The organism is Prosthecobacter sp., assembly GCF_044227185.1.
In the GTDB taxonomy this organism is placed as follows: domain Bacteria; phylum Verrucomicrobiota; class Verrucomicrobiia; order Verrucomicrobiales; family Verrucomicrobiaceae; genus Prosthecobacter.
In genome coordinates, this window is sequence record NZ_JBGAFO010000006.1 from 481,708 (window position 1) to 505,529 (window position 23,822).

Annotated in this window: 21 protein-coding genes; 14 read left to right on the forward strand and 7 right to left on the reverse strand. The window is 61.2% G+C overall.

The genetic code is table 11. From position 1 onward, the window contains the following. The first annotated feature begins 1 nt into the window (after position 1). Genes ACILSQ_RS16870 through ACILSQ_RS16890 form a run of 5 tightly spaced genes read left to right on the forward strand, consistent with a single transcriptional unit; the run spans position 2 to position 6,998 of the window. Positions 2-1,681 (forward strand): response regulator, encoded by a 1,680-nt coding sequence (locus ACILSQ_RS16870; RefSeq protein ID WP_395744824.1) that lies wholly within the window; start codon positions 2-4, stop codon positions 1,679-1,681. Between the two features lie 43 nt (positions 1,682-1,724). Further along, positions 1,725-3,458: a circadian clock protein KaiC gene (gene kaiC / locus ACILSQ_RS16875; RefSeq protein WP_395744825.1), complete on the forward strand. Its 1,734-nt coding sequence runs from the start codon at positions 1,725-1,727 to the stop codon at positions 3,456-3,458. Continuing rightward, positions 3,455-3,787, forward strand: coding sequence for a circadian clock KaiB family protein (locus ACILSQ_RS16880; protein WP_395744826.1), 333 nt, complete (start codon positions 3,455-3,457; stop codon positions 3,785-3,787). The genes kaiC and ACILSQ_RS16880 overlap by 4 nt, the downstream gene beginning before the upstream one ends. Continuing rightward, complete coding sequence (locus tag ACILSQ_RS16885) at positions 3,784-4,155, forward strand: circadian clock KaiB family protein (RefSeq protein WP_395744827.1); 372 nt, start codon at positions 3,784-3,786, stop codon at positions 4,153-4,155. The genes ACILSQ_RS16880 and ACILSQ_RS16885 overlap by 4 nt, the downstream gene beginning before the upstream one ends. Further along, positions 4,152-6,998: a PAS domain S-box protein gene (locus tag ACILSQ_RS16890; protein WP_395744828.1), complete on the forward strand. Its 2,847-nt coding sequence runs from the start codon at positions 4,152-4,154 to the stop codon at positions 6,996-6,998. The genes ACILSQ_RS16885 and ACILSQ_RS16890 overlap by 4 nt, the downstream gene beginning before the upstream one ends. 12 nt (positions 6,999-7,010) lie before the next feature. Here ACILSQ_RS16890 and treY read toward each other — a convergent pair whose 3' ends face one another. The 4 genes from treY to ACILSQ_RS16910 all read right to left on the reverse strand — a co-directional run bounded on the left by treY (position 7,011) and on the right by ACILSQ_RS16910 (position 12,077). Further along, complete coding sequence (gene treY, locus ACILSQ_RS16895; protein WP_395744829.1) at positions 7,011-9,794, reverse strand: malto-oligosyltrehalose synthase; 2,784 nt, start codon at positions 9,792-9,794, stop codon at positions 7,011-7,013. Between the two features lie 256 nt (positions 9,795-10,050). Further along, complete coding sequence (locus tag ACILSQ_RS16900) at positions 10,051-10,692, reverse strand: DUF892 family protein (protein ID WP_395744830.1); 642 nt, start codon at positions 10,690-10,692, stop codon at positions 10,051-10,053. 161 nt (positions 10,693-10,853) lie between these two features. Continuing rightward, on the reverse strand, positions 10,854-11,315 hold the full coding sequence (locus tag ACILSQ_RS16905) for an SRPBCC domain-containing protein (protein WP_395744831.1): 462 nt from the start codon (positions 11,313-11,315) through the stop codon (positions 10,854-10,856). Positions 11,316-11,378: 63 nt separating this feature from the next. Beyond that, a complete protein-coding gene (locus ACILSQ_RS16910; protein ID WP_395744832.1) occupies positions 11,379-12,077 on the reverse strand; it encodes a response regulator in 699 nt (232 codons plus the stop codon). A 317-nt stretch (positions 12,078-12,394) separates the two neighbouring features. On the opposite strand from ACILSQ_RS16910, the gene ACILSQ_RS16915 reads away from it, so the two are divergent. Then, positions 12,395-12,619 (forward strand): hypothetical protein, encoded by a 225-nt coding sequence (locus ACILSQ_RS16915; protein ID WP_395744833.1) that lies wholly within the window; start codon positions 12,395-12,397, stop codon positions 12,617-12,619. Between the two features lie 25 nt (positions 12,620-12,644). Here ACILSQ_RS16915 and ACILSQ_RS16920 read toward each other — a convergent pair whose 3' ends face one another. The 3 genes from ACILSQ_RS16920 to ACILSQ_RS16930 form a co-directional block, all read right to left on the reverse strand. After that, positions 12,645-13,103: a universal stress protein gene (locus ACILSQ_RS16920; RefSeq protein ID WP_395744834.1), complete on the reverse strand. Its 459-nt coding sequence runs from the start codon at positions 13,101-13,103 to the stop codon at positions 12,645-12,647. Between the two features lie 79 nt (positions 13,104-13,182). Then, complete coding sequence (locus tag ACILSQ_RS16925; protein ID WP_395744835.1) at positions 13,183-13,497, reverse strand: hypothetical protein; 315 nt, start codon at positions 13,495-13,497, stop codon at positions 13,183-13,185. Continuing rightward, entirely contained in the window at positions 13,475-15,109 is a 1,635-nt protein-coding gene (locus ACILSQ_RS16930) for a response regulator (RefSeq protein ID WP_395744836.1), read from the reverse strand. Before ACILSQ_RS16930 ends, ACILSQ_RS16925 begins: the two co-directional genes overlap by 23 nt. A gap of 278 nt (positions 15,110-15,387) precedes the next feature. Between ACILSQ_RS16930 and ACILSQ_RS16935 the strand changes: the two genes are divergently transcribed. The 8 genes from ACILSQ_RS16935 (at position 15,388) to ACILSQ_RS16970 (ending at position 23,502) form a co-directional block, all read left to right on the forward strand. After that, complete coding sequence (locus ACILSQ_RS16935) at positions 15,388-15,849, forward strand: hypothetical protein (RefSeq protein ID WP_395744837.1); 462 nt, start codon at positions 15,388-15,390, stop codon at positions 15,847-15,849. A 160-nt stretch (positions 15,850-16,009) separates the two neighbouring features. Continuing rightward, positions 16,010-16,669, forward strand: coding sequence for a hypothetical protein (locus tag ACILSQ_RS16940; RefSeq protein ID WP_395744838.1), 660 nt, complete (start codon positions 16,010-16,012; stop codon positions 16,667-16,669). Positions 16,670-16,941: 272 nt separating this feature from the next. After that, positions 16,942-19,836, forward strand: coding sequence for an ATP-binding protein (locus ACILSQ_RS16945; protein WP_395744839.1), 2,895 nt, complete (start codon positions 16,942-16,944; stop codon positions 19,834-19,836). A 148-nt stretch (positions 19,837-19,984) separates the two neighbouring features. Then, a complete protein-coding gene (locus ACILSQ_RS16950) occupies positions 19,985-20,494 on the forward strand; it encodes a ferritin-like domain-containing protein (RefSeq protein WP_395744840.1) in 510 nt (169 codons plus the stop codon). 183 nt (positions 20,495-20,677) lie between these two features. Further along, complete coding sequence (locus ACILSQ_RS16955) at positions 20,678-20,995, forward strand: DUF2934 domain-containing protein (RefSeq protein ID WP_395744841.1); 318 nt, start codon at positions 20,678-20,680, stop codon at positions 20,993-20,995. Between the two features lie 28 nt (positions 20,996-21,023). Next, positions 21,024-21,263, forward strand: coding sequence for a hypothetical protein (locus ACILSQ_RS16960; RefSeq protein ID WP_395744842.1), 240 nt, complete (start codon positions 21,024-21,026; stop codon positions 21,261-21,263). Positions 21,264-21,390: 127 nt separating this feature from the next. Beyond that, positions 21,391-22,722, forward strand: a complete 1,332-nt coding sequence (locus tag ACILSQ_RS16965; protein ID WP_395744843.1) for a PAS domain S-box protein — start codon at positions 21,391-21,393, stop codon at positions 22,720-22,722. A 108-nt stretch (positions 22,723-22,830) separates the two neighbouring features. Continuing rightward, positions 22,831-23,502, forward strand: coding sequence for a response regulator (locus ACILSQ_RS16970; RefSeq protein ID WP_395744844.1), 672 nt, complete (start codon positions 22,831-22,833; stop codon positions 23,500-23,502). Positions 23,503-23,822: the final 320 nt, after the last annotated feature.

Consider the following 23,822-nt stretch of genomic DNA (forward strand, 5'->3'; position numbering starts at 1 on the left):
CATGAGTGTCAATTTCATCGTCCACCCCACGCCATCACGTGCAAACCAGCCGGCTGTGCTGGTGGTGGACGATGATTCCAAAAACCTCATGGCCATCGAGAGCGTGCTCGATGGCACCAGCTACAAACTGATCAAGGCCCAGACAGGCGCCGAGGCCCTGCTGGCGCTGATGGACGGGGATTTTGCCGCCATCGTGCTCGACATCCAGATGCCCGACATGAGCGGGATTGAGCTGGCGCGGATGATCAAGGAACGCAAGCGCACGCAGCACATCCCGATCATTTTCCTCACGGCCCACTACCGTGAGGATGAGCACGCGGTGCTGGGCTACGATGTAGGCGCGGTCGATTACCTCACCAAGCCCATCAGCCCCGCGGTGCTGCGCTCGAAGGTCAATGTCTTCGTGGATTTGTTCGCCAAGACCCGGGACCTGGCGGAGATGAACCGGACCGCCCAGGCTGCGGAGGAGGCGCTGCGTGTGGCCAATGAAGAACTGGCGGCACGCAATGAGGCGCTGGAGCGCGAGGCGGAGGAGCGCGAGCGCCGCATTCGCGCAGAGTCGGCGCAGGCCGAGGCGGAGGAGGCCAATGCGGCCAAAGACCGCTTTCTCGCGATGCTATCCCATGAGCTGCGCACTCCGCTGTCCCCCATTGTGCATGCCGTGACTTTGATTGAGGAAATCGAGTGTCCGCCGTCGATCCGTGAGCACATCGCCACCATTCGGCGGAATGTCCGCCTCGAGGCACGGCTGATCGACGACCTTCTGGATCTGGCGCGCATTCGCAATGGCAAGCTGCGGCTCGAATTTCAGCCGGTCGACGTGCACGAGGTTTTGCGGCATGCGCTGGACATCTGCCATGCGGATCTCGCCGCGCGACGGATCAGGGTGGTGGAGAAGCTGGAGGCGCCGGACGCGCATGTGCGGGGCGACTTCGCACGTCTGCAGCAGGTGTTTTGGAATCTCCTGACCAATGCGGCCAAGTTCAGTCCGGAGGAGGGAATCGTTGAAGTGCGCACCTTTGCCGCTCCGACGGGCGGAATGATCGGAATCGAGATTTCGGATCACGGCGTGGGCATAGCGAGCGAGAAGCTGGACCGGATCTTTGACGCCTTTGAGCAGGGGGCGCGGCACTCGCACACTGGGCTCGGTCTGGGGCTGGCCATTTGCAAGGCGCTGGTGCAGATGCACAGCGGCGACATTGTTGCCTACAGTGAAGGCCCTGATTGCGGGGCCAGGTTCACCATCCATCTGCCGGGTACGGTGGTGACTTCCCAATCCAATGGTACGCACAGCCAGGATGTGGCGCCCTCCCCGGATCTCCGGTTGCTGGTGGTGGAGGACCACCACGACACGCTCGCCACCCTGGAGCGGCTGCTTCTGCGCCGCGGGTATGTGGTGCGCACCGCCTCAAGCATCGCGGAGTGCATGGAAGTGGCGCATGAGTATGACTTCGACATCCTCATTTCGGACATAGGGCTGCCCGACGGGCGTGGCACCGAACTGCTGGAGCAGCTGCGGAAGAAGCTCGGCCAGGTGCCGCGGGCCATAGCGATGAGCGGTTTTGGCATGGACGAGGACATTGAGCGCAGCCGGCATGTGGGTTTCGCGGAGCATCTGACCAAGCCCATTGAATTTCCCGCCCTCCAGCAGGCGATTGCACGCATCACCTTGTCCGTCTAGGCTGGGAGGCTAAAAGAAAGCCCCTGAGCATTTTCGAATACGAATGAAACGAAAAAAAGAACCACCGCCACCTGCCACTCTTGCCAAAACTCCCACCGGTATCCAGGGACTGGATGAAATCACCGAGGGCGGCCTTCCGTCCGGACGACCCACGTTGATCTGCGGCGGCGCGGGGTGCGGCAAGACGCTGCTGGCGCTGGAGTTTTTGGCGCGTGGCGCCATCGAGTTTCGTGAACCCGGTGTCTGCATGATGTTCGAGGAGAGCGCCGCGGAGCTGACGGCCAATCTCCGCTCCCTGGGGTTTGACCTGGACAAGCTGGTGAAGCAGAAAAAGATCGTGCTCGACTATGTTTATCTGGAGCGCAGCGAGTTCGAGGAGACGGGGGAGTACAATCTGGACGGACTTTTCATCCGTCTTCAGCATGCGATCGACGCCCTGGGGGCAAAACGCGTGGTGCTGGACACCATTGAGGCGCTTTTCGCGGGGCTGCCCAACCACGCCGTGCTGCGCGCCGAGCTCCGCCGTCTCTTCCGCTGGTTGAAAGACCGGGGCGTCACGGCGGTGGTGACCGGGGAACGCGGAGATTCCACTCTGACGCGCTATGGACTGGAGGAGTATGTGGCGGACTGTGTGATCGTTCTGGATCATCGGGTGGAGGCGCAGATCTCGACGCGGCGCCTGCGTGTGCTGAAGTATCGCGGCACGACCCATGGGATGAACGAATATCCCTTCATCATCGCCGCTCACGGCCTTTCAGTGCTGCCCATCACCTCCCTGCGGCTGGACCATGAGGTCTCCACCCAGCGCATCTCCACCGGAATAGCACGGCTGGATGAGATGCTGGGCGGCAAAGGGGTGTACCGCGGCAGCAGCGTGCTGGTTTCCGGCTCCCCGGGCACGGGCAAGAGCAGCATCGCCGCGAGGTTTGCGGAAGCAGCCTGCCAGCGTGGGGAGCGGGCCCTGCTCTTTGCGTACGAGGAGTCCGCTCCGCAGATCATGAGAAACATGCGGTCTATTGGCATTGATCTGGAAACATGGGTGAAGAAGGGGCTTCTGCAGATCCACTCGGCACGGCCAACGCTGCAGGGGCTGGAGCAGCACCTGGTGACGATGCATGACCTCGTGTCCACGTTCCGGCCGGCTTTTGTCGCGGTGGATCCGATCAGCAACCTGACCTTTGAAGTGGAGGAGGCGGAGGTGAAGTCCACGCTCATGCGGTTGATCGACTTTTTAAAGCAGCGCCAGGTCACCGCTATTTTCACCAGTCTGACCAGCGAGGGGGCCACTGCCCGGGAAGACTCGCAGGTGGGCGTCTCCTCTCTCATGGATGTATGGCTGCTTCTTCGCAACAACGAGATCAACGGCGAGCACAACCGCACCCTTTACGTGCTGAAGGCACGCGGCATGAGCCATTCCAACCAGGTGCGGGAGTTTGTGCTTAGTGACAAAGGCATCGATCTGCTGGACGTCTGCCTGCTGGAGGACCGGGTTCTCACAGGCAGCGCGCGTGCGGCCCAGGAGGCGCATTCCGCCGCCTCCAGGGACCTGCGTGCACAGAACCACCAGCGCAGGCTGCGCCAGCTTGCCAGCAAACGGAGGGCGGTGGAGGCCGAGATCGCGCGGCTGCAGGCGGAGGTGGATGTCGAGGAAGAGGAAACAAAACTCGCCATTCAGCATGAGCTTCTTCAGGACAGGAATGCACAGAAAAACTCAGCCAGCATGGCGGCTCTGCGGGGCGGTCCCAACGGCAAATCACACCCCCGGCCACGGCAATGACGCGCACCAGCAACACCACCCAAAAGAAGGCCGCTCAGTTTGAGCTGCGATTGTATGTTGCCGGACAGACCGCCAAGTCCCAGGCCGCATTCAACAACCTCCAACGGCTGTGCGAAACCCACCTGGCCGGGCAGTATTGCATCGAGGTCATCGACCTTTTAAAGACTCCGCAGCTCGCGGCGGGAGACCAGATCCTGGCCGTGCCCACGCTGGTGCGTCGTCTCCCCGAGCCTATCAAAAAAATCATCGGGGACTTGTCCAATGAAGAACGCGTTTTGGTGGGGCTGGACGTGCAGCCGGTGAAACCTTTGAAGCCGGCTGCTGAATGAACCTGACGCCTCCACCACTGGCAGACAGCACCCTCACCTTTTTGGAGGAGGCCGCCGCCGTCAGATCCCAAACTCGTTATGTACTGCGGCTTTTTGTCACAGCCCATACGCCGCTTTCCAACCGGGCTATTGTGAACACCCGCAGGATCTGCGAGCAGCATCTGGCTGGACGCTATGACCTGGAAATCGTGGACATCGTGAAAAACCCGCTGCTCGCCGCGAGCGATCAGGTGATAGCCTCGCCCACTTTGATCAAGAAGGGGCCGCTGCCGCCGCGCCGTTTCATAGGCGACATGTCTCAAACCGAGCGCATCCTAACAGGGCTGGGGCTGCGTAAAACGGTTGAAACACAAACGCCGCAGCCATGAGTCCCGCTTCCAGCCCCGCTTTGAATCCGCTGCAGGATGAGGTGGACCGGCTGCAGGTGTCCAACGCCGAAATAGGCGCCCGCCTGGAGGTGGCGGAGGAGACCCTGCGGGCCATCCGCAGCGGGGAGGTGGATGCTCTCGTGGTACAGGGGCAGACGGGGACGCAGATTTTCACGCTGCGGGGCGCCGAGGCCGAGTACAACCAGTTCCGCGGAGACATTCTTTCCCAGATCAGTGATTCTGTCGTCGCGGTGGATCTGGATCAACACGTCACCTATCTCAATGCCGCTGCTGAGAAGCAGTACGGCATCACCGCTTCTGAGGCGCTGGGGCGCAGGTTGAGCGAGCTTTGGACCGTGCAGTGGCTCAATTCCGAGGCTGAGGAGGCTGCCGCCGCCGCCCTCCGCGACATCGGGCGCTGGCGTGGCGAGAGCATTCACATCAAACACAGCGGTGAGAAGATCTACGTCGAATCCGCCGTCATCCGGCTGCATGATGTCCATGGCAATATCATCGGTTTGCTGGCAACGATTCGCGACGTCACGGATCGCAAACGCACCGAAGAGAGGGTTCAGAACATTGCACAGCAGCTTCGCCTCATCGCTGACACTGCGCCAGTGCTGATCGCGCATTGCGACCGTGACAGCCGCTATAAGTTTGTGAACGAGCCTTACGCCCGCCAGTTTGGCCTGCGGCGTGAGGAAATCATCGGGCGGCAGATCGCGGATGTCATCGGAGCGGCGGCCTGTGAGAGCCTGCAGCCTTACATCGACTCCGTCCTGGCTGGTGAGACCGTGGAGTTTGACACCGTACATCCTCGCCAGGAGGGGGAGCCGTACTACATGCGCTGCGCCTACGCGCCGGAACGGAATGCGGCTGGAGAGGTGATCGGCCTGGTGGCCGCCATCATCGACATCACGGACCGCAGGCGGGCGGAAGACCGGCTGGTGGAGCAGTCGCGGCTGCTGGACCTGAGCTTTGACGCCATCTTTGTGCGCGACGCGGAAAACCGCATCACCTACTGGAGCAAAGGGGCGGAGGATGCCTATGGATTCAGCCGGGAGGAGGCCCTGGGGAGGGTGAAGGAAGACCTGCTGCGCACCGAGTTTCCAGAGCCGCTGGAACGGATCATGGAACAGTTGAACCGCGACGGCCGCTGGGTCGGGGAGGTGAAGCACATACGGAAGGACGGGGCGGTCATCATGGACAACACACGCTGGGTTCTTGATCGTGATGCCCAGGGACGTCCGGCATCCATTCTCGAAACAAACACGGATGTGACGGAGCGCCGCCGGGCGGAGGGCGCCCTGAGAGCGAGCGAGGAAAAATACCGAAGTTTGATTCAGTCACTCCCCGCGGCTGTTTACACCTGTGACCGGGAGGGGTACATCCAGCTCTACAATGCGGCGGCTGTGGAGCTCTGGGGGCGCGAGCCCGAGATCGGCAAAGACCTGTGGTGCGGCTCATACCAGCTTTACAGGGCGGACGGCTCGCCGCTGGAACTGATACACTGTCCGATGGCACGCACACTGCAGGAGGGCAGGGCGGTGCGGGGCGAGGAAATCATCGTGGAGCGTGCTGACGGCACGCGGCGCCATGTGCTGCCTTATCCTGACCCCATCTTCGACGACGAGGGCCGCATGACAGGCGCGGTGAACATGCTGCTGGATGTCACCGAGCGCAAACGCACCGAGATGCTGCTGCGGGATGCGAAGGACGCGGCGGAGCTGGCCAGCAAAAGCAAGGACCGCTTTCTGGCGGTGCTCAGCCATGAGCTGCGCACGCCGCTGACTCCGGTGCTGCTGGCCGTTGCGGCCATGGAGCACGATGCCGCGCTGCAGCCCGAGATGCGCGAGGAGCTGATGATGATCAAGCGCAACATCGAGCTGGAGACCAAGCTGATTGATGACCTGCTCGATCTCAGCCGCATCACCAGCGGCAAGCTGGCCCTGGACATTGAAGCTGTGGACCTCAATGACACCGTGCGCCAGGTGTGCAGCATCTGCGCTCCGCAACTGCGTGAGCGGGCGGTGTTTCTGGAAGTCGAGCTCGATGACGAGGCGGGAATGGTGGCGGCAGACTCGGCGCGTCTGCAGCAGGTGCTTTGGAATGTGTTGAAGAACGCCATCAAGTTCACCCCGGAAAAAGGAGTGATCCAGGTGAGCACGGCACGGCGGGACGACGGCTACTGCGAAGTGCGGGTGATTGATCCGGGCATCGGTATTCCGGCGGACAGGCTGCCGCATGTGTTCAACGCGTTTGAGCAGGGCGGGAGCAACATCACGCGCCAGTTTGGCGGGCTGGGGCTGGGACTGGCGATCTGCAAGGCCCTCATGGAGCTGCATCATGGGAGCATACGGGCGGAGAGCGCCGGAGTGGGGCAGGGGGCGACGTTCATCATCGAGCTGCCGTCCAAAACGATGACCACCACGGCGAAGATACGGCTGGCGGCGCCGCCTGTGAATGCGGTGCTGCCGCAGTTGCGGCTGCTGCTGGTGGAAGACCATGCGGACACGGCGCGCATCCTGAGCCGTCAACTGTGCAAGGCGGGAGTGACGGTGCTGCAGGCTGCGGATGTGAACAGCGCCATCAAGCTGGCGGAGCACGAGTCATTTGACCTGCTGGTGAGCGATCTGGGGCTGCCGGATGGCAGTGGCTACGATGTGATGCGCCGGGTGCGCGCGGCGCGGGGCATGCCGGGCATTGCGATGAGCGGCTATGGGATGGAGGAGGACATGCGCCGCAGCCGGGAGGCGGGCTTTTCCGAACATCTGGTGAAGCCCATCGACCTGCGGGAGCTCATTGCCGCCATCCGCCGGGTGGTCAAAGAGCACCGCAGATGAGCCGCGGAGGCGTCAAACTGCACCCTTTTCATATCGCAGGGTCAGCGCGGCAAAAGGAAGCTCCGCCAGGAGCTCACTCAGAGGAAGGTGCGGGCCCAAATGTTCTCGTCCGGTGAAAACATCGCGGCCGGTCTGAGCCGTGATGGGAGCGAGCACCGCCGTGTCCTCCCATGGGGCGCCGACCGGTGGAAAGCCCAGCGCCGCCGTATGGCGCGGCACGATGACAAGAAGCGCTTCATCTCCCGCGCGTCGTTCAAACGCGATGACCTTGTCCGCGTGCGTGCCCTGGACAGGAAGCGCGGTGTAGCCCCCTTCGGAGAAAAGTCCAGGATGGCTTCTCCGCAGCTCGAGCAGCCTGTGGATGGCGAACATTTTGATCCTCCCGTCGCGCCAGTGCTCCAGCAGTACACGAGGTTCCGCCTTATTGATGCCCCCCAGCCGCTGCTGCCTCAAAGAAAAGTCCACCGGCCGGCGGTTGTCAGGATCCACGAGGCTGAAATCCCACAGCTCGCTGCCCTGGTAGAGATCCGGCACGCCGGGGCAGGTGAGCTTGAGCACCGTCTGGGTCAGGGAGTTGATCGCGCCCTGCTGGGCGGTGCGCTCCGCCAGCAGTTGCAGGCTTTGCGGAAAGCGGTTGCGCCTGCCTGGAGCAAGGATGGCCGCCACGAACTGGCCCACTGCTTCATCCCATGCGACGTTGGGCTCCAGCCAGCTGCTGTTGACCTTGGCCTCGTGACCTGCCTTCAGCATGTAGTCCTGAATGCGCTGCACAAAGTCCGCCCGGCTGCCTTCATGCAGTCCTTCGGACGGCCACACTCCGAGCAGGGTCTGGTACAGCAGGTATTCCTCATTCGCGTCAGGAGCCGTCTCACCGTCGATCTCGCGTGAATGCTTGCGGTTCATGATATGCCAGCGCCGTACTGCGCGGCCCCACTCCTCCGGCCACTCCGAAATGGCGGCAAGACGTGCACGGGTGTCCTCGCTGCGTTTGGTGTCATGCGTGGAGGTGGTGAGAAGACAGTGCGGCAGCGCCGCCTGCCTCAGCGTGTTTTGGCGGTGAAACGTTTCCACGGCAGCGCCCGGAGACATTGGATCACCCCCGACTTCGTTCAGGGCGGTCAGCCGGTTAAAGACATAAAAGGCCGTGTCCTCCACGCCTTTGGCTGTGATGGGCCCGGTGCATTGCTGGAACTTGAGCACAAAGGTGCGCCGCAGCTCTTCATCCACAGGATGCGGGTTGTCCTTGGGTGGAAGCAGCACATCCCGCAGAAACTCAAAGACGGTGTGCTCCAGCGCCTGATTGCGCCGCCGCGCGAGGGCCAGCGCGCGGTTGATGACGCGTCTGTCTGCTTCGTCCGCCGGCTGCGCTGGATCCAGGTAGGTACGGTACACCGAGAAGCAGGCGATGACCTCCCGCACGGCCGTGGTCAGCGCATTGACGGTGAAATCACGGTACCAGCGGTGACTTTCTGAAATGCGGTTGAGCAGCATGCCGAGCACGTTTACCTCGCTTGCGATGGAGGACTCCATCACCAGCTTTTTGCTGCGATAGACGATCTCACGGTAGTTGGGGCGGTGGCCGAGAAAGCGCTCGTAGGCGGCAGCCAGAGAAGGGGCGTTTTGTGACGAGACAAGCACCTGCACAAGTTGATTGGCAAACTCATAACCCGTGGTGCCCTGCACGGGCCAGTCCGCGACCAGTTTTTCGTCAGGCCCCAGAATCTTTTCCACCATGAGATACAAGCCATCCCCTCCGCGTTCACGCAGGCGGTCGAGGTACTGGCGCGGATAGGCGAGGCCGTCGATGTGATCGATGCGCACGCCGGCGAGATGGCCGGCATCGATCAGTTCAAACAGCAGCCGGTGCGTGGCGGCAAACACCTCCGGCAGCTCCATGCGGATGGCGGCCAGCGTATTGACATCAAAGAAGCGGCGGTAGTTGATTTCCTCCGCCGCCACCCGCCAGGAGCTCAGCCGGTAGGACTGCAGGCTGAGCAGTTGGTCCAGCCGGTCAAAGTGTTCGGTGTCAGAAGGATCGTTCCATGCCTTGACCACGTCTTGAATGGCCTCTTCCACGGCTGGAATGGCGGCGCAAAGGCGTGTCAGGCGTTGATGGATGATCTGGCACTCACGCACGCGTTCAGCGAGGCGCTCCGGCGCCGTCTCGGTACGCGGCGGCAGGTGTTCGATGGCGGTGAGAATGCTTTCCAGCTCCGGCGGCGCAGGCGTGAGCAGCGTCACCGCCTGCCTCAGCAGCGGGCGGGTGGTCTGTGGTGCCAGAGGCAGGGAGAGCTCGCCATGGCGCACGTTAAAGCGGCCGGCCGCATATTCGAGCCGGAAGCCACCGCCCTCCAGTGTCCGTCCGTATTGCTCCCCCAGCACCGGCAGCAGCACCTTGCCGGCCAGTTCGCGTTTCAGCGGCCGCCAGTCGATGTCGAAAAAACGCGCATACATTGAGGCCTGTCCATTTTCCAGGACATCCCGCCACCAGGGGTTCACCGCGTGCTCGATCCCCATGTGATTGGGCACGAAATCGACAATCAAACCGAGCCCATTTTTTTTCAGATCTTCTGACAAGGACTCAAACTCCTCCCGTGTGCCGATCTCGGGGTTCAGCTCATTGTGATCACAGACATCGTAGCCGTGCGTGCTGCCCGGCGAAGCGCGGAAAATGGGAGAGGCATAAACATGGCTGATGCCCAGCTCTGCCAGATAAGGCACTACCTCGCGTGCCTGGGAGAAGGTGAAACCTCGGTGAAATTGAAGACGGTAGGTGGCAGTCGGGACATCGTTCATGCACCGCATGATTCGGCCCCCGGTTCCATGCTGGCTGCATCACCTCGCTGAAGAGACCTTCAACATCAAGCCCCACCGGGCGGAGGAATGAAGTGATGGCTGCGGGCGGCGTTTTGCACCTGCCGCCTCACCGAAGGGTGAATGAATGCAGGCGTGCGTCTGCAAAGACCGCACGCCCTTTCAACAGCCCTTTCAGACTGTGACGAAGTGAGAATCAGCGCTCAGACTCCTGCTCCCGGCGTGCTCTGAGCTCCTTCTAGCTCAACATGCTGGCAAACACGGGGCGCGGAGCCGACCCGCCAAACAGCGGCGTGTTTTGCGCCAGTTGAGCAAACTCCCACTGGGCAATACGCCAGCCGGAGGTGCTTTCGGCCAGATCAAAGACGTCCTCCTTCAGTTCTTCGTCTTCCCTGGTCTCTTCCACCGGGGACAGGTAGCTGGCGATGATCTGGGGCAGATGAAGCTCCAGCCATTCCACCATGCGTTTTTCCTCGGTCAAGATTTTGTCGCAGGTGCGCACAATGTCCGTGAGCCCCAGCCGCGCCGCTCCTGTGCGCAGAATGGTGTGGCAGGAAATTTCAAAATGCTCGGTGACGAAAACCGTGAGCACCTCCTTGATGCGTTCGTCGCGCGCAAAAGCGGCACCGACACCCCGCGTGAGGTCCATCCCCTGGGCCAGCACCGTTCTCAAAGAAGAGGTTTCCGATCCCAGACGCTTCAGGCAGTGGGCAAGGGCCGCGGCGTGCTGCCGGGTCACATTGCAGTGCAGCGCTGCCTGATGGCGCAAGGCCGGGTGCGTGTGAGGATAAACCGCCAGTTTGTGAAGGGCGGTTTCCTGGGCTTTTTCCATGGCATAGGCGTTGCGAAGCCATTCGATGAGGTCTGCTTGGGTGTTCATGAGATGGGGTGGGATGGTTAGCGGTTTGCCGCTTGCGACGGCGTGCTCCGGGTTGCACATCTTTTCGCATTCCGTCACATGTCCGCGTTTCAGGCAGAAGATGGGAGCGACTTCGGGGAAACCCCGACAAGCCCTGTCACCGCCCACGCTTCAGGGGTGCATCATGCAGGGACCGCCAGGAGGTGCTCGAGCCTGTCCAAAGCGTTGTTCCACTCATTGATGCGGTTGTCGCGCGACTGCTCGTCTGGGAGCTTGTCGTGGGTCAGGCGCACTTCGGTGACCGTGTTATCTTCCTTCTCGAGAAACTCGACTGTGACGAGGCTCAAGGCGTCCTTCCAGGCGGCGTTTTCGACCCATTGCCAGGTGTGAACGATCTTTTCGTAAGGACGAACTACGCGGAACTTCCCCTCGATCGTCAGCTTCTCACCATCGGCCGGGCGGGCCACCCAGCGGAACCTGCCGCCGCGCCATACATCAAGAACCAGCTCGTCCGTGGAGCAGCCGTCCGCTCCCCACCATAGCCTGGCCAGATCAGGGTCCGTCCATGCGGCGTACACACGTTCACACGGAGCATTGATCATCCGTATGATTTGCAGGGCGGTGGTGTCGGTGGACAAGGTCATGGCGTTTTATTCGCATGGTGTTGTAAAGTGGCCGGGTCGCCCCGGGGAGATCCAAGCCGCCGCTCAGCCTTCCTGGGCGGCAATCCACTCCATGGCAAAATTCATCAGCTCATCGGCATCCTTAAACCCCAGTTTTTCCTTGATGTGGGTGCGGTGGGTCTCGATGGTTTTCACGCTGAGGTGCAGTGTTTCGCTGATCTCACGCGTGCTCTTGTTGCGTCCGAACAACTGCAGGACTTCGAGCTGACGATCCGAAAGCTTTTCAACGGGGGAGCCCAGGTCTCCGGTGCTGCCCGCAATGGTCTTGAAAATCAGTTTCTCACTGAACCGCGGGCTGACGTAAATGCCGCCGCTGCTGACCTTGCGCAGCGCATCCAGGATGTTTTCCATAGTCTGCTGCTTCATCACATAGCCCCTGGCTCCCGCCCGCAGGGCACGGAGGGCGTAGAGGGATTCATCATGCATGGAGAGCATGAGAATGAGGAGCGTCGGCCGCTCCGCGAGCATGTGTTTGACGAGTTCAATGCCGTTCGTCCCGGGAAGGGACACATCCAGCAGCACCATGTCAGGCTGATGCTGACGCATGGCTTCGAGAGCGTGTTGCGCATTGGCCGCTTCGGCGCAGATCGTTACATCCGAAACCTGGCTGAGATACTGGCAAATGCCGTGCCGGAAGACCGGATGATCATCCACGACAAGCAGGCGTTTGCCAGCTTCGGCCACTGCCGGTGCGCTGGGAACGGCGGTTGCTTGCATGTTCATTTTAAAGTTCAGGGGGTGCTCACACGGGAAGCAGCATCCATGTTTGAATGCAGGGTCCCAGGAGGTCAGGCTTGTTTCCTCACAAATCGCACCTGGCACGGCTTCTGGACGTCCTGATTTCACAATCTGCCCCTGAAAACATACGGCGACGTGGCTTCTCCGGGCCGGAGGCCAGGGTGGCCCCCCAAGGACCTACGGGTGGAGGCATCCTTCCGCTGCGTGAAGAGACTTCGATCTGTGCATCCGTCCGAGCGGTGGGATGCGATGTTACTGACACCGTGATTACCCACGGGAACGAACTTCATCCAAACCTTAACATGAGCTATCGCGCCGTTATTCATGATCTTACCACCGGACGTTTTCTGCTGCGCTGCGATGTCGAGGCCCACGACCTGCACGAGGCGGAGAATGCGGCCATCTCCAAGGCTGCCCTTGTGACCAGGGGACACCCGGGGGACATGGATGTCAGGCATCTGCATGAACGTGCATCACGGTCCTTTGTCCAGGCGACGGATGCGCAAGGAGTCTCCTGCGTGCCTTGAGGCTGCTCCGGAGAATGGGCCCGCCTTACTTAGCCTCCACCTCAGAGACATCACAGGGCACCACAAGCACGGGAAAAGACGCGCGTTTCAGCACATCGGCTGTGGTGCTGCCGATGAACAGATTATAAAGCGCACTGTGATGATGGGACGCCATGACGACGAGATCGGCATTTAGGCGCGCGACCTCGTTTTGGACGGTCTCAGCCACCGGCCCTTTGATTTGCAGGGCCCTCGCCCCTACACCGGCCTGGGTGAGGGAATGCAGAAACTCGTCAAGCTTTGCCTGGTTGGCCTGCAGGGTGGCCGGCGAGGGCTCGATCGGAACGGGCGGGACTTCAGCGCCATAAAGAGCAACTGGAATCTCAGGAGGGACAACATGCAGCAAAATCACCTGGCTGCCGAGAGAGGAAGCAAGTGTCTGCGCATAATTCAAAACCTTGGACGACGCATCACTAAAGTCCACGAGGGCGACAATGGTTTTCATGGGAGGCATGGGTTAATGACGGAACGTCAGGAGGAGGAAAAAGGATGTACGGAAACGGGGGGGCGCCGTGCGGGGAGGCTCACCCCAAGGTGTCGTGCTGCGTGCCATAAAAGGCGCACTGTGGGCCAGCGAAGCAATAAACCTCGTGAAAGCCCTCCTGCATCAGGATGTCGGCCGCCGCATCCGCATCAATATCAGCCGAGCCTCCTTCATACAGCACGATCGGCTCTTCGCTGCGAATCCCCAGCCGGAAGATTTTTTCCAAAAACTCGTGTGTCCGCTTTTCCAGGCGATGCCGGTCCGGATGCAGACTGCTGGGCTGCACGTCGATCAGTGCAAAACTGCGGTTGTTGTCCTGCCACTGTTCCAGTTCAATGCGGCTGATTGTTTTCATGAGCGGCCTGGTTTCTCCGTAAGTCGGATGAGCCTGCCGGCGCGGGCACGTCCGAAAGGGTTGCTGTGATCATTGCCTCGAGATTGGAAATGTTGATGGGTTTGGTGAGGTGGTCGATGAATCCGGCCTCGCGACTTCTCCTCACATCATGCTCCATGCCATAGCCGCTCACTGCGATGGCGCGCACCGGCCCGTGCTCGTGCAGTTTTTTCATCAGATCCCAGCCCGTGCCATCAGACAGGCCGATGTCACAGATGACGAGGTCGGGGGCGGTGAGGGCAAACTGTCTGACGGCGGTGGCCACGCTTCCGGCGGCGGTCACATCGTAGCCCCTGCGTCGCAGCACGGAGGAAAGGGCGCGCCGCGTGTCATCGTGGTCTTCCACTACGAGGATGCTTCTGCCCCGGTGGGCGGTGCCGAAGGCCGGAGCCGCGGACAGTTCATCCATGACCGCCCCAGGGGCAGAGAGCGGCAGCCGGATGCGGAAGATCGTCCCGCAGTTTTTGCCTTTGCTTTCGGCGCGGATTTCACCTTCATGTCCTTCCACAATCGCGCGGGTGATGGCCAGGCCCAGGCCGACGCCTGTGCCGGTGGGACGCGGCTTGATCGGATGAAAGGTGCCAAAAACGGAGGCCAGCCGTTCGGGCTCTATCCCCTGGCCGTCGTCACGAATTTCGATGGCGATGTTGTCTTCGTCATTGGATGTGACGATTGTGATGTGACCGTGAGGCTTGGTGAACTTGATGGCATTTTTGAGCAGGTTCCAAAACACCTGGTTGAGGCGGGCAAACTCACCCAGCACCATGGATTTTGTGGCGGCGAGGTCGGTGCGGACGACGAGCCGCTTTTCGGCAAAGCCCTCGTGGCAGACCCCCAGTGCAGCCTCGATGCAGCGGTGAATGTCCACCGGCGATTTTTCTATCTTGAGCCGGCCGCTGGCGATCTGTGTCAGGTCCAGCAGGTCATCGATCAGGCGTGCTTCCAGCTCCACATTGCGCTGGATCATCGAAAAGGTTTCGCGCAGCTCCGGGGGCAGCGCCTTGTCATGAATGCTCGAGGACACCAGCGAGAGCACCGGTGTCAGCGGAGTGCGCAGCTCATGGCTGAGCATTGCCAGGAAATCATCCTTCGCCGCATTGGCCGCGCGCAGGGCGGCATTGTTGACGCTCGCTTTGGTGTAAAGCAGCTTCAGCTCCGTCTGCTGCTCTTCGAACCGAAGTTCCAGGTGATCCTTGCAGATGGCGTGGTTTATCGCGAGGCGGATCGTGTCGGGGCGGGTGTTGGCCTTCACGAGATAGTCCTGCGCGCCCGCTTTCATCAAAGCCACCGCAAACTCCAGGTCGCCGGTGTCCGCCAGGATGACGACCGGGAAGGGCTGGTGTCCGTGCCAGGTGTCGGCGCCCAGCAAGAAATCGAGCGCGGTGCCATCGGGCAGCCGCTGGGCCAGCACCATGCAGTCGGGCCGCGTTTCGGAGACCGCCTTCCGCGCTTCCGCGATCGTCGCCGCCTCGGTCACCTGATAGTCGAAGTTTGCATCGCGCCGGATTTGACTGATGGCGTTTGCGCGCTCTTCAGCGTTTTCGTCAACGATCAGTAAAGTTCTTTGCTCCATAAGAATTCAGGGGTCTTAAACGCAGCGTTCCGCACCGGGGCTCCCCGAAGCAGGGTATCGTCCGTCGAGCCGGAAATGGCTTTGTGGATCGGCATATTTTGCCCGTGAAGCGGGGGCTGACAGGGGAACCGGGGCATGCCCTGACGGAAGGGGCGGCTTCCCTGCGCCCGGAGAGGAACCGAACTGCGTATTCATCGTCAAAGCTCGTGCAGACCTCTCTTTTTTGGCACTGGGGCCGAAGGAGAGGTCTGCCTTCAAAATTCCACCCACGACACATCATGAAAACCATATCAATGACCATTCTGGCGGCGCTGCTGATGAGCCTGACCTCCAGCCTTGCCGGGGATGCTCCGGGCAAAGAAGAATCCGTGATTCAGGAAATGCGCGATTTCTGGGTCAAAAGCAAAGCCTACCTGAGCGATGACTGGGGCACTTTCAAGGAGGGCGCCCGCCTGACCCTGAGTGATCTGAGCAAACAGATCGATGCAGTGGCTGCCAAAACCAACGCGACAACTCCCGGGTATTTTCAACTGCGCCTGCAGGCATTGAAAGAGCAGCGGGCCTTCCTCGCGGCCAAACTGGACGCATTGGACAGCGAGACGATCAAGACCCGCATGTCGGGGCCGCGGTACGTCTTTGACAAGTGCGTTTCGTCACTCGAGGCGGCCGTCACTCAGGCCAACGACGAGGCCGATGTTCTGCTCAGGCTCAGCAAAGAAGAGAAGCACGACAACAGCTAAGCAACGATTGGGCTTCGGGGCCGGGCCTGAAGCCCGTTCCCACACTCCATTTTTTTGCCTCGTCCGCGTATTCGGGACGAAATGAGGGGCCTGGCGTAATTGTGCTTCAGGCCATGATTTAAGTGTCGCCAACATCAATGATGCTGGCGTAAATGTCCGCATGGATGAAACCACCATACCCTGGTCACGTGCGGCGGCCTTTGTACGCCAGCACACGCACGACGTGCGCAATGGATTGAACAGCCTGGATTTGGAGATGGAATATCTGAGCGAACTGGTGCCCGCGGAAGGCGAAGCTGCGGACAGCGTGAAGCGGGTGCGCAGGCAGGTGCGCGCGGTCACGCAGCAGTTGCGGACTCTTTCCACGCTGTTTCAGGAGCCTTCGGCGGTCGCAGCGAAGCTTCCTGCCCGCGTGTTGCTGAAGATCTGGCGTGAAAAGCATGCGGCGCTAACGGCCGCCCCTGAGGTAAGGTGGACGGACGAACTGGGAGAGGAACAGGTGAGCGTGGACGTCGAGATGATGGCCACGGTGTTTCGCGAGCTGCTGACCAACGCCACCCTGCACTCTCCGGGCGCTCCTCTGATGATCTCCGCACGGTGCGAAGGGAATGAGGTAACCTTCGAACTTCGTGAACCCAAGAAGGCTGCGGTGGACCCGAGCGCCTGGGGCCAGCCGTTTTCCTCCACCCGGCGCGACCACTACGGCCTGGGCCTCTGGAACGCCCGGCGGCTGATGCAGGCCTCCGGTGTGTCCTTCCGGCAGAGCTATCTTGCGGATGAAGCTTGTCTGCTCACACGGCTCGCGCTCCCGGTGGTGTGAACAACCCTGGCTGCGCCAGCTTGCCTGCGGCGAACGGGTGCCCCCATGCCGGTCGGTGCACGAAGGGCTCCTGCAAGTGCCTGAGCCAGCCCTCAGGGAAGCGCCCGATCTGGTGATAACTGGAGAGCAAGTTGTAAGAGACCCGACGAACTCGTGGCAATGCATCCAGCCACATTCCATGGCGCGGCTTTACTGCGTCGTGCTGCATGTTAGTCTGTCTTTGTGTATTTCAGTGCCGCCGCGCCACTGCGGCCCCGATTCCTTTCAATACCATGAACCGGTCGCTTTTTCATTACATCATCCTTCTGACGAGCCTCGCGCTGCTAGCCGTCGGGGTTTATCTCTCCCTTGGAATCAGTGCCGCGGACTTTTTCATGCCGCACTCGCATTGCTATCTGTTCAACAGGCAGCTCATGACGCTGCATGGCGGCTCGGACCTCCTCATCGGCCTGGCCTATGTGGCGATTTCCGCCACGCTCGTCTGGCTCGTCTATCGTGCACGGCGCGACCTGCCTTTTCATTGGATGATGCTCTCCTTTGCCACCTTCATCGTCGCGTGCGGAGCGACTCATTTCATGGAGGTATGGACGCTCACGGCGGCAAATCCTCACTATTGGCTGTCCGGATGGGTGAAACTTGTCACCGCCATCGCCTCCGTCACGACGGCGCTGGTTCTGCCACCGCTGGTTCCCCACGTTCTCAGACTGATGGAGGCCGCGCGCACTTCCGCGGAGCACCGTGAGAAGCTGGAAATCGCCTATCGCGAGCTCAACGAGCTTTATTCCAAGGTGAAGCAGGTGGATCAGATCAAGACGAACTTTTTTGCCAATGTCAGCCATGAACTGCGCACGCCGCTGGCCCTGATTTTCTCACCCGTGGAGCGGCTGCTCCAGGCAAAGCCGGACCCCGCGACCCGGCGGGAGCTGACGGTGGTCCGGCGCAATACGCTGCTCCTGTACAAGTACGTCAACGATCTGCTGGATGTGTCCAAGCTGGAGGCCGGCAGGCTGGAGCTGCATTATTCACGGCTGGATCTGGCCGCCATGGCGCGCGCCATGGCAAACATTTTTGAATCTGTGGTCGGTGAACGCGGCATTCGTGTGGAGCTGCAGACACCGCAGGAAACCCTGGCCGAGGTGGATGGCGACAAGGTGCAGCGTGTCTTTATGAACCTGCTTTCAAATGCCTTCAAATACGCCCCCAATGACAGTGTGGTGCGGCTGGCGCTGGCCGAGGAAGGAGATCACCTCACGCTCACCGTGGAGGACGCCGGGCCGGGCATCCCGCCGGAGCTGCGGGCAGGGATCTTCGAGCGCTTTCAGCAGGGGGACAAGGAGACGCAGCGGCGTTATGGCGGTACTGGCCTCGGTTTGTCCATCGTGAAGGAATTCGTGGAGATGCATGGTGGTAGCATCACAGTGGGAGAAAGCCCCTCAGGTGGCGCCCAGTTCCGGGTCCGCCTGCCGCGCCGTGCCCCTGGCGGGATGGAGGTCGGCAGTTCTCTCTGGACCGGCACCGACGAAACACTGGAGCGGCTGGCAAACGCGCCCGCCCATGAACGCGCTGAAGAGGGGCTGATGCCCGCGCAGCCCGAGAAGACGCCGCGGCCGGAGATCCTCGTCGTGGAGGACAACCGTGACATGCGGGATTTCATCTGCCGTGTGCTCAAGCCCGACGCGCAAACCCGTGTCGCAGAGGATGGTCTGGCCGCGTTGGAGGCGATCCGGGAGCGCGTTCCCGACCTCATCCTCACGGACATGATGATGCCACGCATGACGGGGGATGAGCTTCTGGCCAAACTGCGTGAGGATGACCGCCTGCGTGACGTGCCCGTGATTCTGCTCACCGCCAAGGCCGACGATGAGATGAAGCTGAATCTCCTCGTCGAAGGCGCGCAGGACTATGTGATGAAGCCCTTCGGAATTGATGAGCTTCGCGCACGTGTTCGCAACCAGTTGCAGACCAAGCTCACACGGGATGCCCTGCGCCGCGCCCTGGACAGCCGCTCAGAGGATCTGGAGGTGATGGTGGAGGAGCTGGCGGCGGCAAAGTCCGCGGCGGAAACAGCCAATGCCGCGAAGGACGATTTCCTCGCGGTGCTCAGCCATGAGTTGCGGACGCCTCTCACTCCGGCTCTGGCCGCCGTGTCCGCTCTCCTTGGCACGCCAGCGGAAAACCCTGTGGAACTGCGTGAATCTCTCGAACTGATCTGCCGCAACATCGAGCTGGAGGCCCGGCTGGTGGATGATCTGCTCGATGTCACCCGCATCACGCGTGGCAAGCTGCGCATCCATTCCACACCCGTGGACGTCCACATCGTGCTGCGGGACGCCCTGGCCATGACGCAGGCGAAACTCCGGGAAAAGGAGATCGCCGTGGTCATGGAGCTCGCCTCCGGTCAGCCGCTGGTTCGCGGAGACGCCGCACGTCTCGCCCAGGTGTTTTCCAATCTTCTGGCCAATGCCGTGAAATTTACCCCGCAGGGAGGGCAGGTCACCATTCGCAGCATTCTCACCGACGCCGCCATACGTGTGGAAGTAGAGGACAATGGCATTGGCATTGCACCGGAAATGCAGCCGCAGATCTTCGACCCCTTCCGTCAGGGGCATGTGGGCACCACTCAGCGCTTCGGTGGCCTGGGCCTGGGCTTGAGCGTGGCAAAAGGACTGGTGGAGGCACATGGCGGCACCATTTCTGTAGCCAGCGGGGGGCACAATCAGGGCGCGATTTTCAGGGTGGAACTGCCCGCGCTCAAGGAGCGGGACGCCCCTTCGGCCGAAGCACCGCCTGTGGACAGTCACGAAAAGGCCCTTCGCATCCTGCTGGTCGAAGATCACGCTGACACCCGGCGGGTGCTCCACCGGCTGATGTCCCGCTGGGGGCATACGGTCGTCACCGCGAGCACGGCGGCGCAGGCCCGGCAGGCGCTGGCAGAAGAGACGTTTGACCTGCTTTTGAGTGATGTGGGCCTCCCGGACGGGTCTGGTCTGGATGTGGTGGCGAAGCTGCGTGAATCTTCCCAGATCCCAGCAGTGGCCATGAGCGGCTATGGCATGGCCGCCGACATCGAGCGTACGCGGGCGGCGGGTTTTAACCAGCACCTGGTCAAGCCCGTCACCGCTGAGACTCTGCTGCAGACGCTGGCGCGGTATTCAAGGGGCTCCTGACTGCGGAAAAATGAACATGAACACGATCTTCAGGCATGCGCCTGAGGCTGGCATCATGACAAAAATCATCCAGTGAACGCACGTCCGGCAGGTTCCGGCCTGCCGAAGTCTGGGCGCTAACGCAACCCTAAACACAACCCAGACCATCATGAAACTCCAAACTCTCCAGGATCTGCTCGTCCATGAACTCAAAGACCTCTACAGCGCTGAAAACCAGCTGGTGAAGGCCCTTCCAAAAATGGCCCGGGCCGCCACCAGTGAAGCCCTCCGGGCCGGGTTCGAAGAACATCTGGAACAGACCCGCAATCATGTGGCCCGCCTCGAAGAAATCGCCAAATCCCTGGACTGCAAGCTTGGCGGTCATCGCTGCAAGGCCATGGAGGGATTGATCGAAGAGGGCAGCGAACTCATCAGCGAGGACGCCGAGGACGCCGTGCGTGATGCCGGCCTCATCGGTGCCGCCCAGCGGGTGGAGCACTACGAGATCGCCGCATACGGCACTGCCCGCACCCTCGCAGAATGCCTCGGCTACGGGGATGCGGTGAAGCTTCTCAATGAGACGCTGGATGAGGAGAAAGCGACTGATGAAAAGCTGACCGAACTGGCGGAAACCACGATCAACGTGGAGGCTGCGGAACTGACCCCGGCCGAGTCATGAGCGGGAGCGTCTTCCCCGGATGGGAAAGCAAATGCTTTCCCATCCGGGGGAGCGCCTAGATCCGGCCGAAAAACGGTGTCAAGGGCGCCGTCCGCATATAGGGGTTTGCCTGATCGGAGAAGCAGGCAGCCGCCCGATTGTCGGAACTGAAGATCGCGTTCATCATCGGTGCTAATCCACACCATGAAAACCTCCGCCACTTCAAAGACCGCCACGGCCAAAAAAACGACTTCTCCCAGCAAAAAATCCCCGGCGCAGAAAGTCTCGCTGAACACCACCGCCGACGCCAAGTCAGGAGCCGGAAAATCTCCCGGCCAGAACGCCCTGCCAACGGATCAAAAGAGAGCTGCAACGAGCTCTCATGCGCATGCGGACGAGATCGCCGCCCGCGCCTACAAAATCTGGCAGCAGCAGGGCTGTCCGGAGGGCTGTGACGAGCAGCACTGGCGTCAGGCCGAACAGGAAATTCTCCGTGAGGGCTCCGGCGTTTTGGTTCCCTAGTCTCGGTAAACCTGAACAAAAAGCGACCATGTCCACCAGTCACTCACTTCAGCCCTGCGCCTGGCCATGCCCGTGGAAGGGAACTAAAATGTGCGCCCAGTGTTTGCTCAACTCCCAGTCTCTGGCAGACCGGCGCGTGAGCCTCGGCGTCTTGTATGGGCTGAAGTCCCTGTATCACGCCCACGATTTGCCGCCGTGCATTGTTGGCAACAAGATTGACTGGTCCGGCCCGCGCGAGGCCGTCAATCTCACGGCAGTGATGGCCTGAGAATACGGAAGGATCCGCTGCCCTGCGTGAACGGCCGGCGGATCAGAGGTTGAACCTGTTTTGCGGCGTCACTCTTTAACTTCATGATCACGCACTCTGTCTGTTTCTTCTTTGCAAAATCCAAATCATGAAACCCCAGCGGCAGGCCAAGGAAACATCTTCATCGCCGCCACGGGATGCCGTGCGCACGAAGAAGGCCGGACCTGCGAAAGAAGGGGCGAGATCACTGGACGGCCATGCCGCCCCGATGGCGCGCCAGAAGGTGATGCATGACGAGCTGAACGCAAAGAGACTGGCGCTGGAGGAGGCCCAGGAGCGCCTCAAAGCGCAGAGTGCGGAACTGCGCGAGAGCGCGGAGCGCTTCCGCACCATGACCGAGCGGATTCCGGTCTTCATGTACACCACCAATGCGGTCGGGCAGAGCGACTATGTGAACCAGCACTTTCTTGATTACACCGGTCTCACCCTCGCTGCGGCGTCGGGAGTCGGGTGGATGAAAGCCATTCACCCCGAGGATCATGCTTCTGTCATCGCCAACTGGCAGAAGGCCATCGTTGAGCAGAAACCCTTCGAAATGGCATTCCGCTTCCGCGCGGTGAACGGCAGCTACCGCTGGTTCCGCGGCGACACCCAGCCCGTGCGGGATGAGCAGGGAAATGTGACCAAATGGTTTGGCTCCTGTGCGGACATCGATGATCTCATGCGTGTGCAGGCGGACCTGGCTGCAGTCAATGAACGGCTGGAGGAGCGCGTGATCGAGCGCACCGCCCAGCTCGCGGCGGCGAACAAGGAACTCCGCCATGAGTTCAAGGAACGGCAGCGTCTTGAGCATGAAATCACCGAGATCAGCGAGCAGGAGCGCCGCAGCCTGGGCCAGGTTTTGCACGAGGGCGTCTGCCAGCACCTTGCCGGCGTGGTCATGATCGCCACCACCCTGAGCGACGTGTGCGAGCAGAAGTCCGACCCTGAGATGGCGCGGCGGCTCAAGGAGATCGCCAGTCTCATTCGCAGCGCGGCCAACGACGCCAGGGACGTGGCCAAGGGGCTGCACCCCGTGGATGTGGATGCCGACGGGCTGGTGGCCGCCCTGCGGGATCTGACCGCCCGCTATGATGTGCCCGGGCAGACCCGCTGCGTGCTGCATTGCCACGAGCCCGTTCCCGTGCATGACAATGATGTCGCCATGCACCTTTACCGTATCGTGCAGGAGGCGGTGGTCAATGCCTCCCGCCATGCGCATGCCCGCAACATCAGCGTCCATCTAGGGATCCGGCAGCAGGACATCACCCTTTCCATCACGGATGACGGCGTGGGCCTGCCGGAAAACCACGACCAGTCCACCGGCCTCGGATTGAAGCTGATGCGTTACCGCGCCAGCTCGATTGGAGCCGTACTCTCGCTTGCAGCCCGCACGGGCGGGGGCACCGTGGTGCGGTGCAGACTTGCTTCTCCGACTTGACCATTCTTGATTTGCATCAACTCCTGCTTCTGAACTCCACTCCTGCATCTTATGGCGAAGACTGCTTCCAAATCCCCCACTAATGGTGCTGCATCACAACCGCCGCCCATGGCTGCGACGACTGCGAAGCGGAGGGTCCTCATTGTGGATGACCACCCGATCTTCCGCAATGGCATCACCCAGCTCATCAATCACGAGCCGGATCTTCAGGTCTGCGGGGAGATCTGCTCCGCCGCCCAGGCGCTCACTTCCGTGGAGGAGCTGAAGCCGGACATCATCGTGCTGGACATTTCCATTCAGGGCACCAACGGCATCGAACTGATGAAGTCCGTCCGAGCCCTGCACCCCCAGCTTCCCGCACTCATGGTCTCCATGCATGACGAAAGCATTTACGCCGAGCGCGCGCTGCGTGCCGGAGCCCGCGGTTATGTGATGAAGGCTGCGCCCTCTGAAAAAGTCATCGAAGCCATCCGTCGTGTTCTCAGCGGCGGCCTCTATCTCAGTGAAGCCATCGGCGGCCGGCTGCTCGACACCTTCCTCAATGGGCGGACCAACAACGTCGGCACTTCCACCATTGAGCAGCTCAGCGACCGTGAGATCGAAGTTTTCCGTGCCGTGGGCGAGGGGCGTGGCACACGCGAGATCGCACGCACGCTCTTCCTCAGCGTGAAAACTGTGGAAACCCACCGTGCTCACATCAAGGAAAAGCTTCAGTTGAAAACCGCCCCTGAGCTGGTGCGTGCCGCGGTGGAATGGGTCAATCGGGAAGCCAATCTCTGAGGTCGCCGCCCTTTGTGGCGCATCCTGGAGATTGACGGAAATCGAGGCATCCATTCGCGGGCTCGCATCCGATCCCTCCCGCGAACAGGCAGTGAAGGAGTGGAAGACTTCTCATTCCCTCCATTGCAACCCCCACTCTGTCTGTTCCCAGCCCTGGCCGGCGCTCGTCGGCCAGGGCTCTTGTTTGTGCGCCCGGCAGGGCGCACTCACTTGGCGGTTCAAGTCCGCCGCACACCCGGCAAGGGGAAGTGCTAGCCGAAAGACAGGGGCGTCAGCCGCGAGGCTGGGTCCGAAGGAAGTCAGAAGCAAAACGCTACACC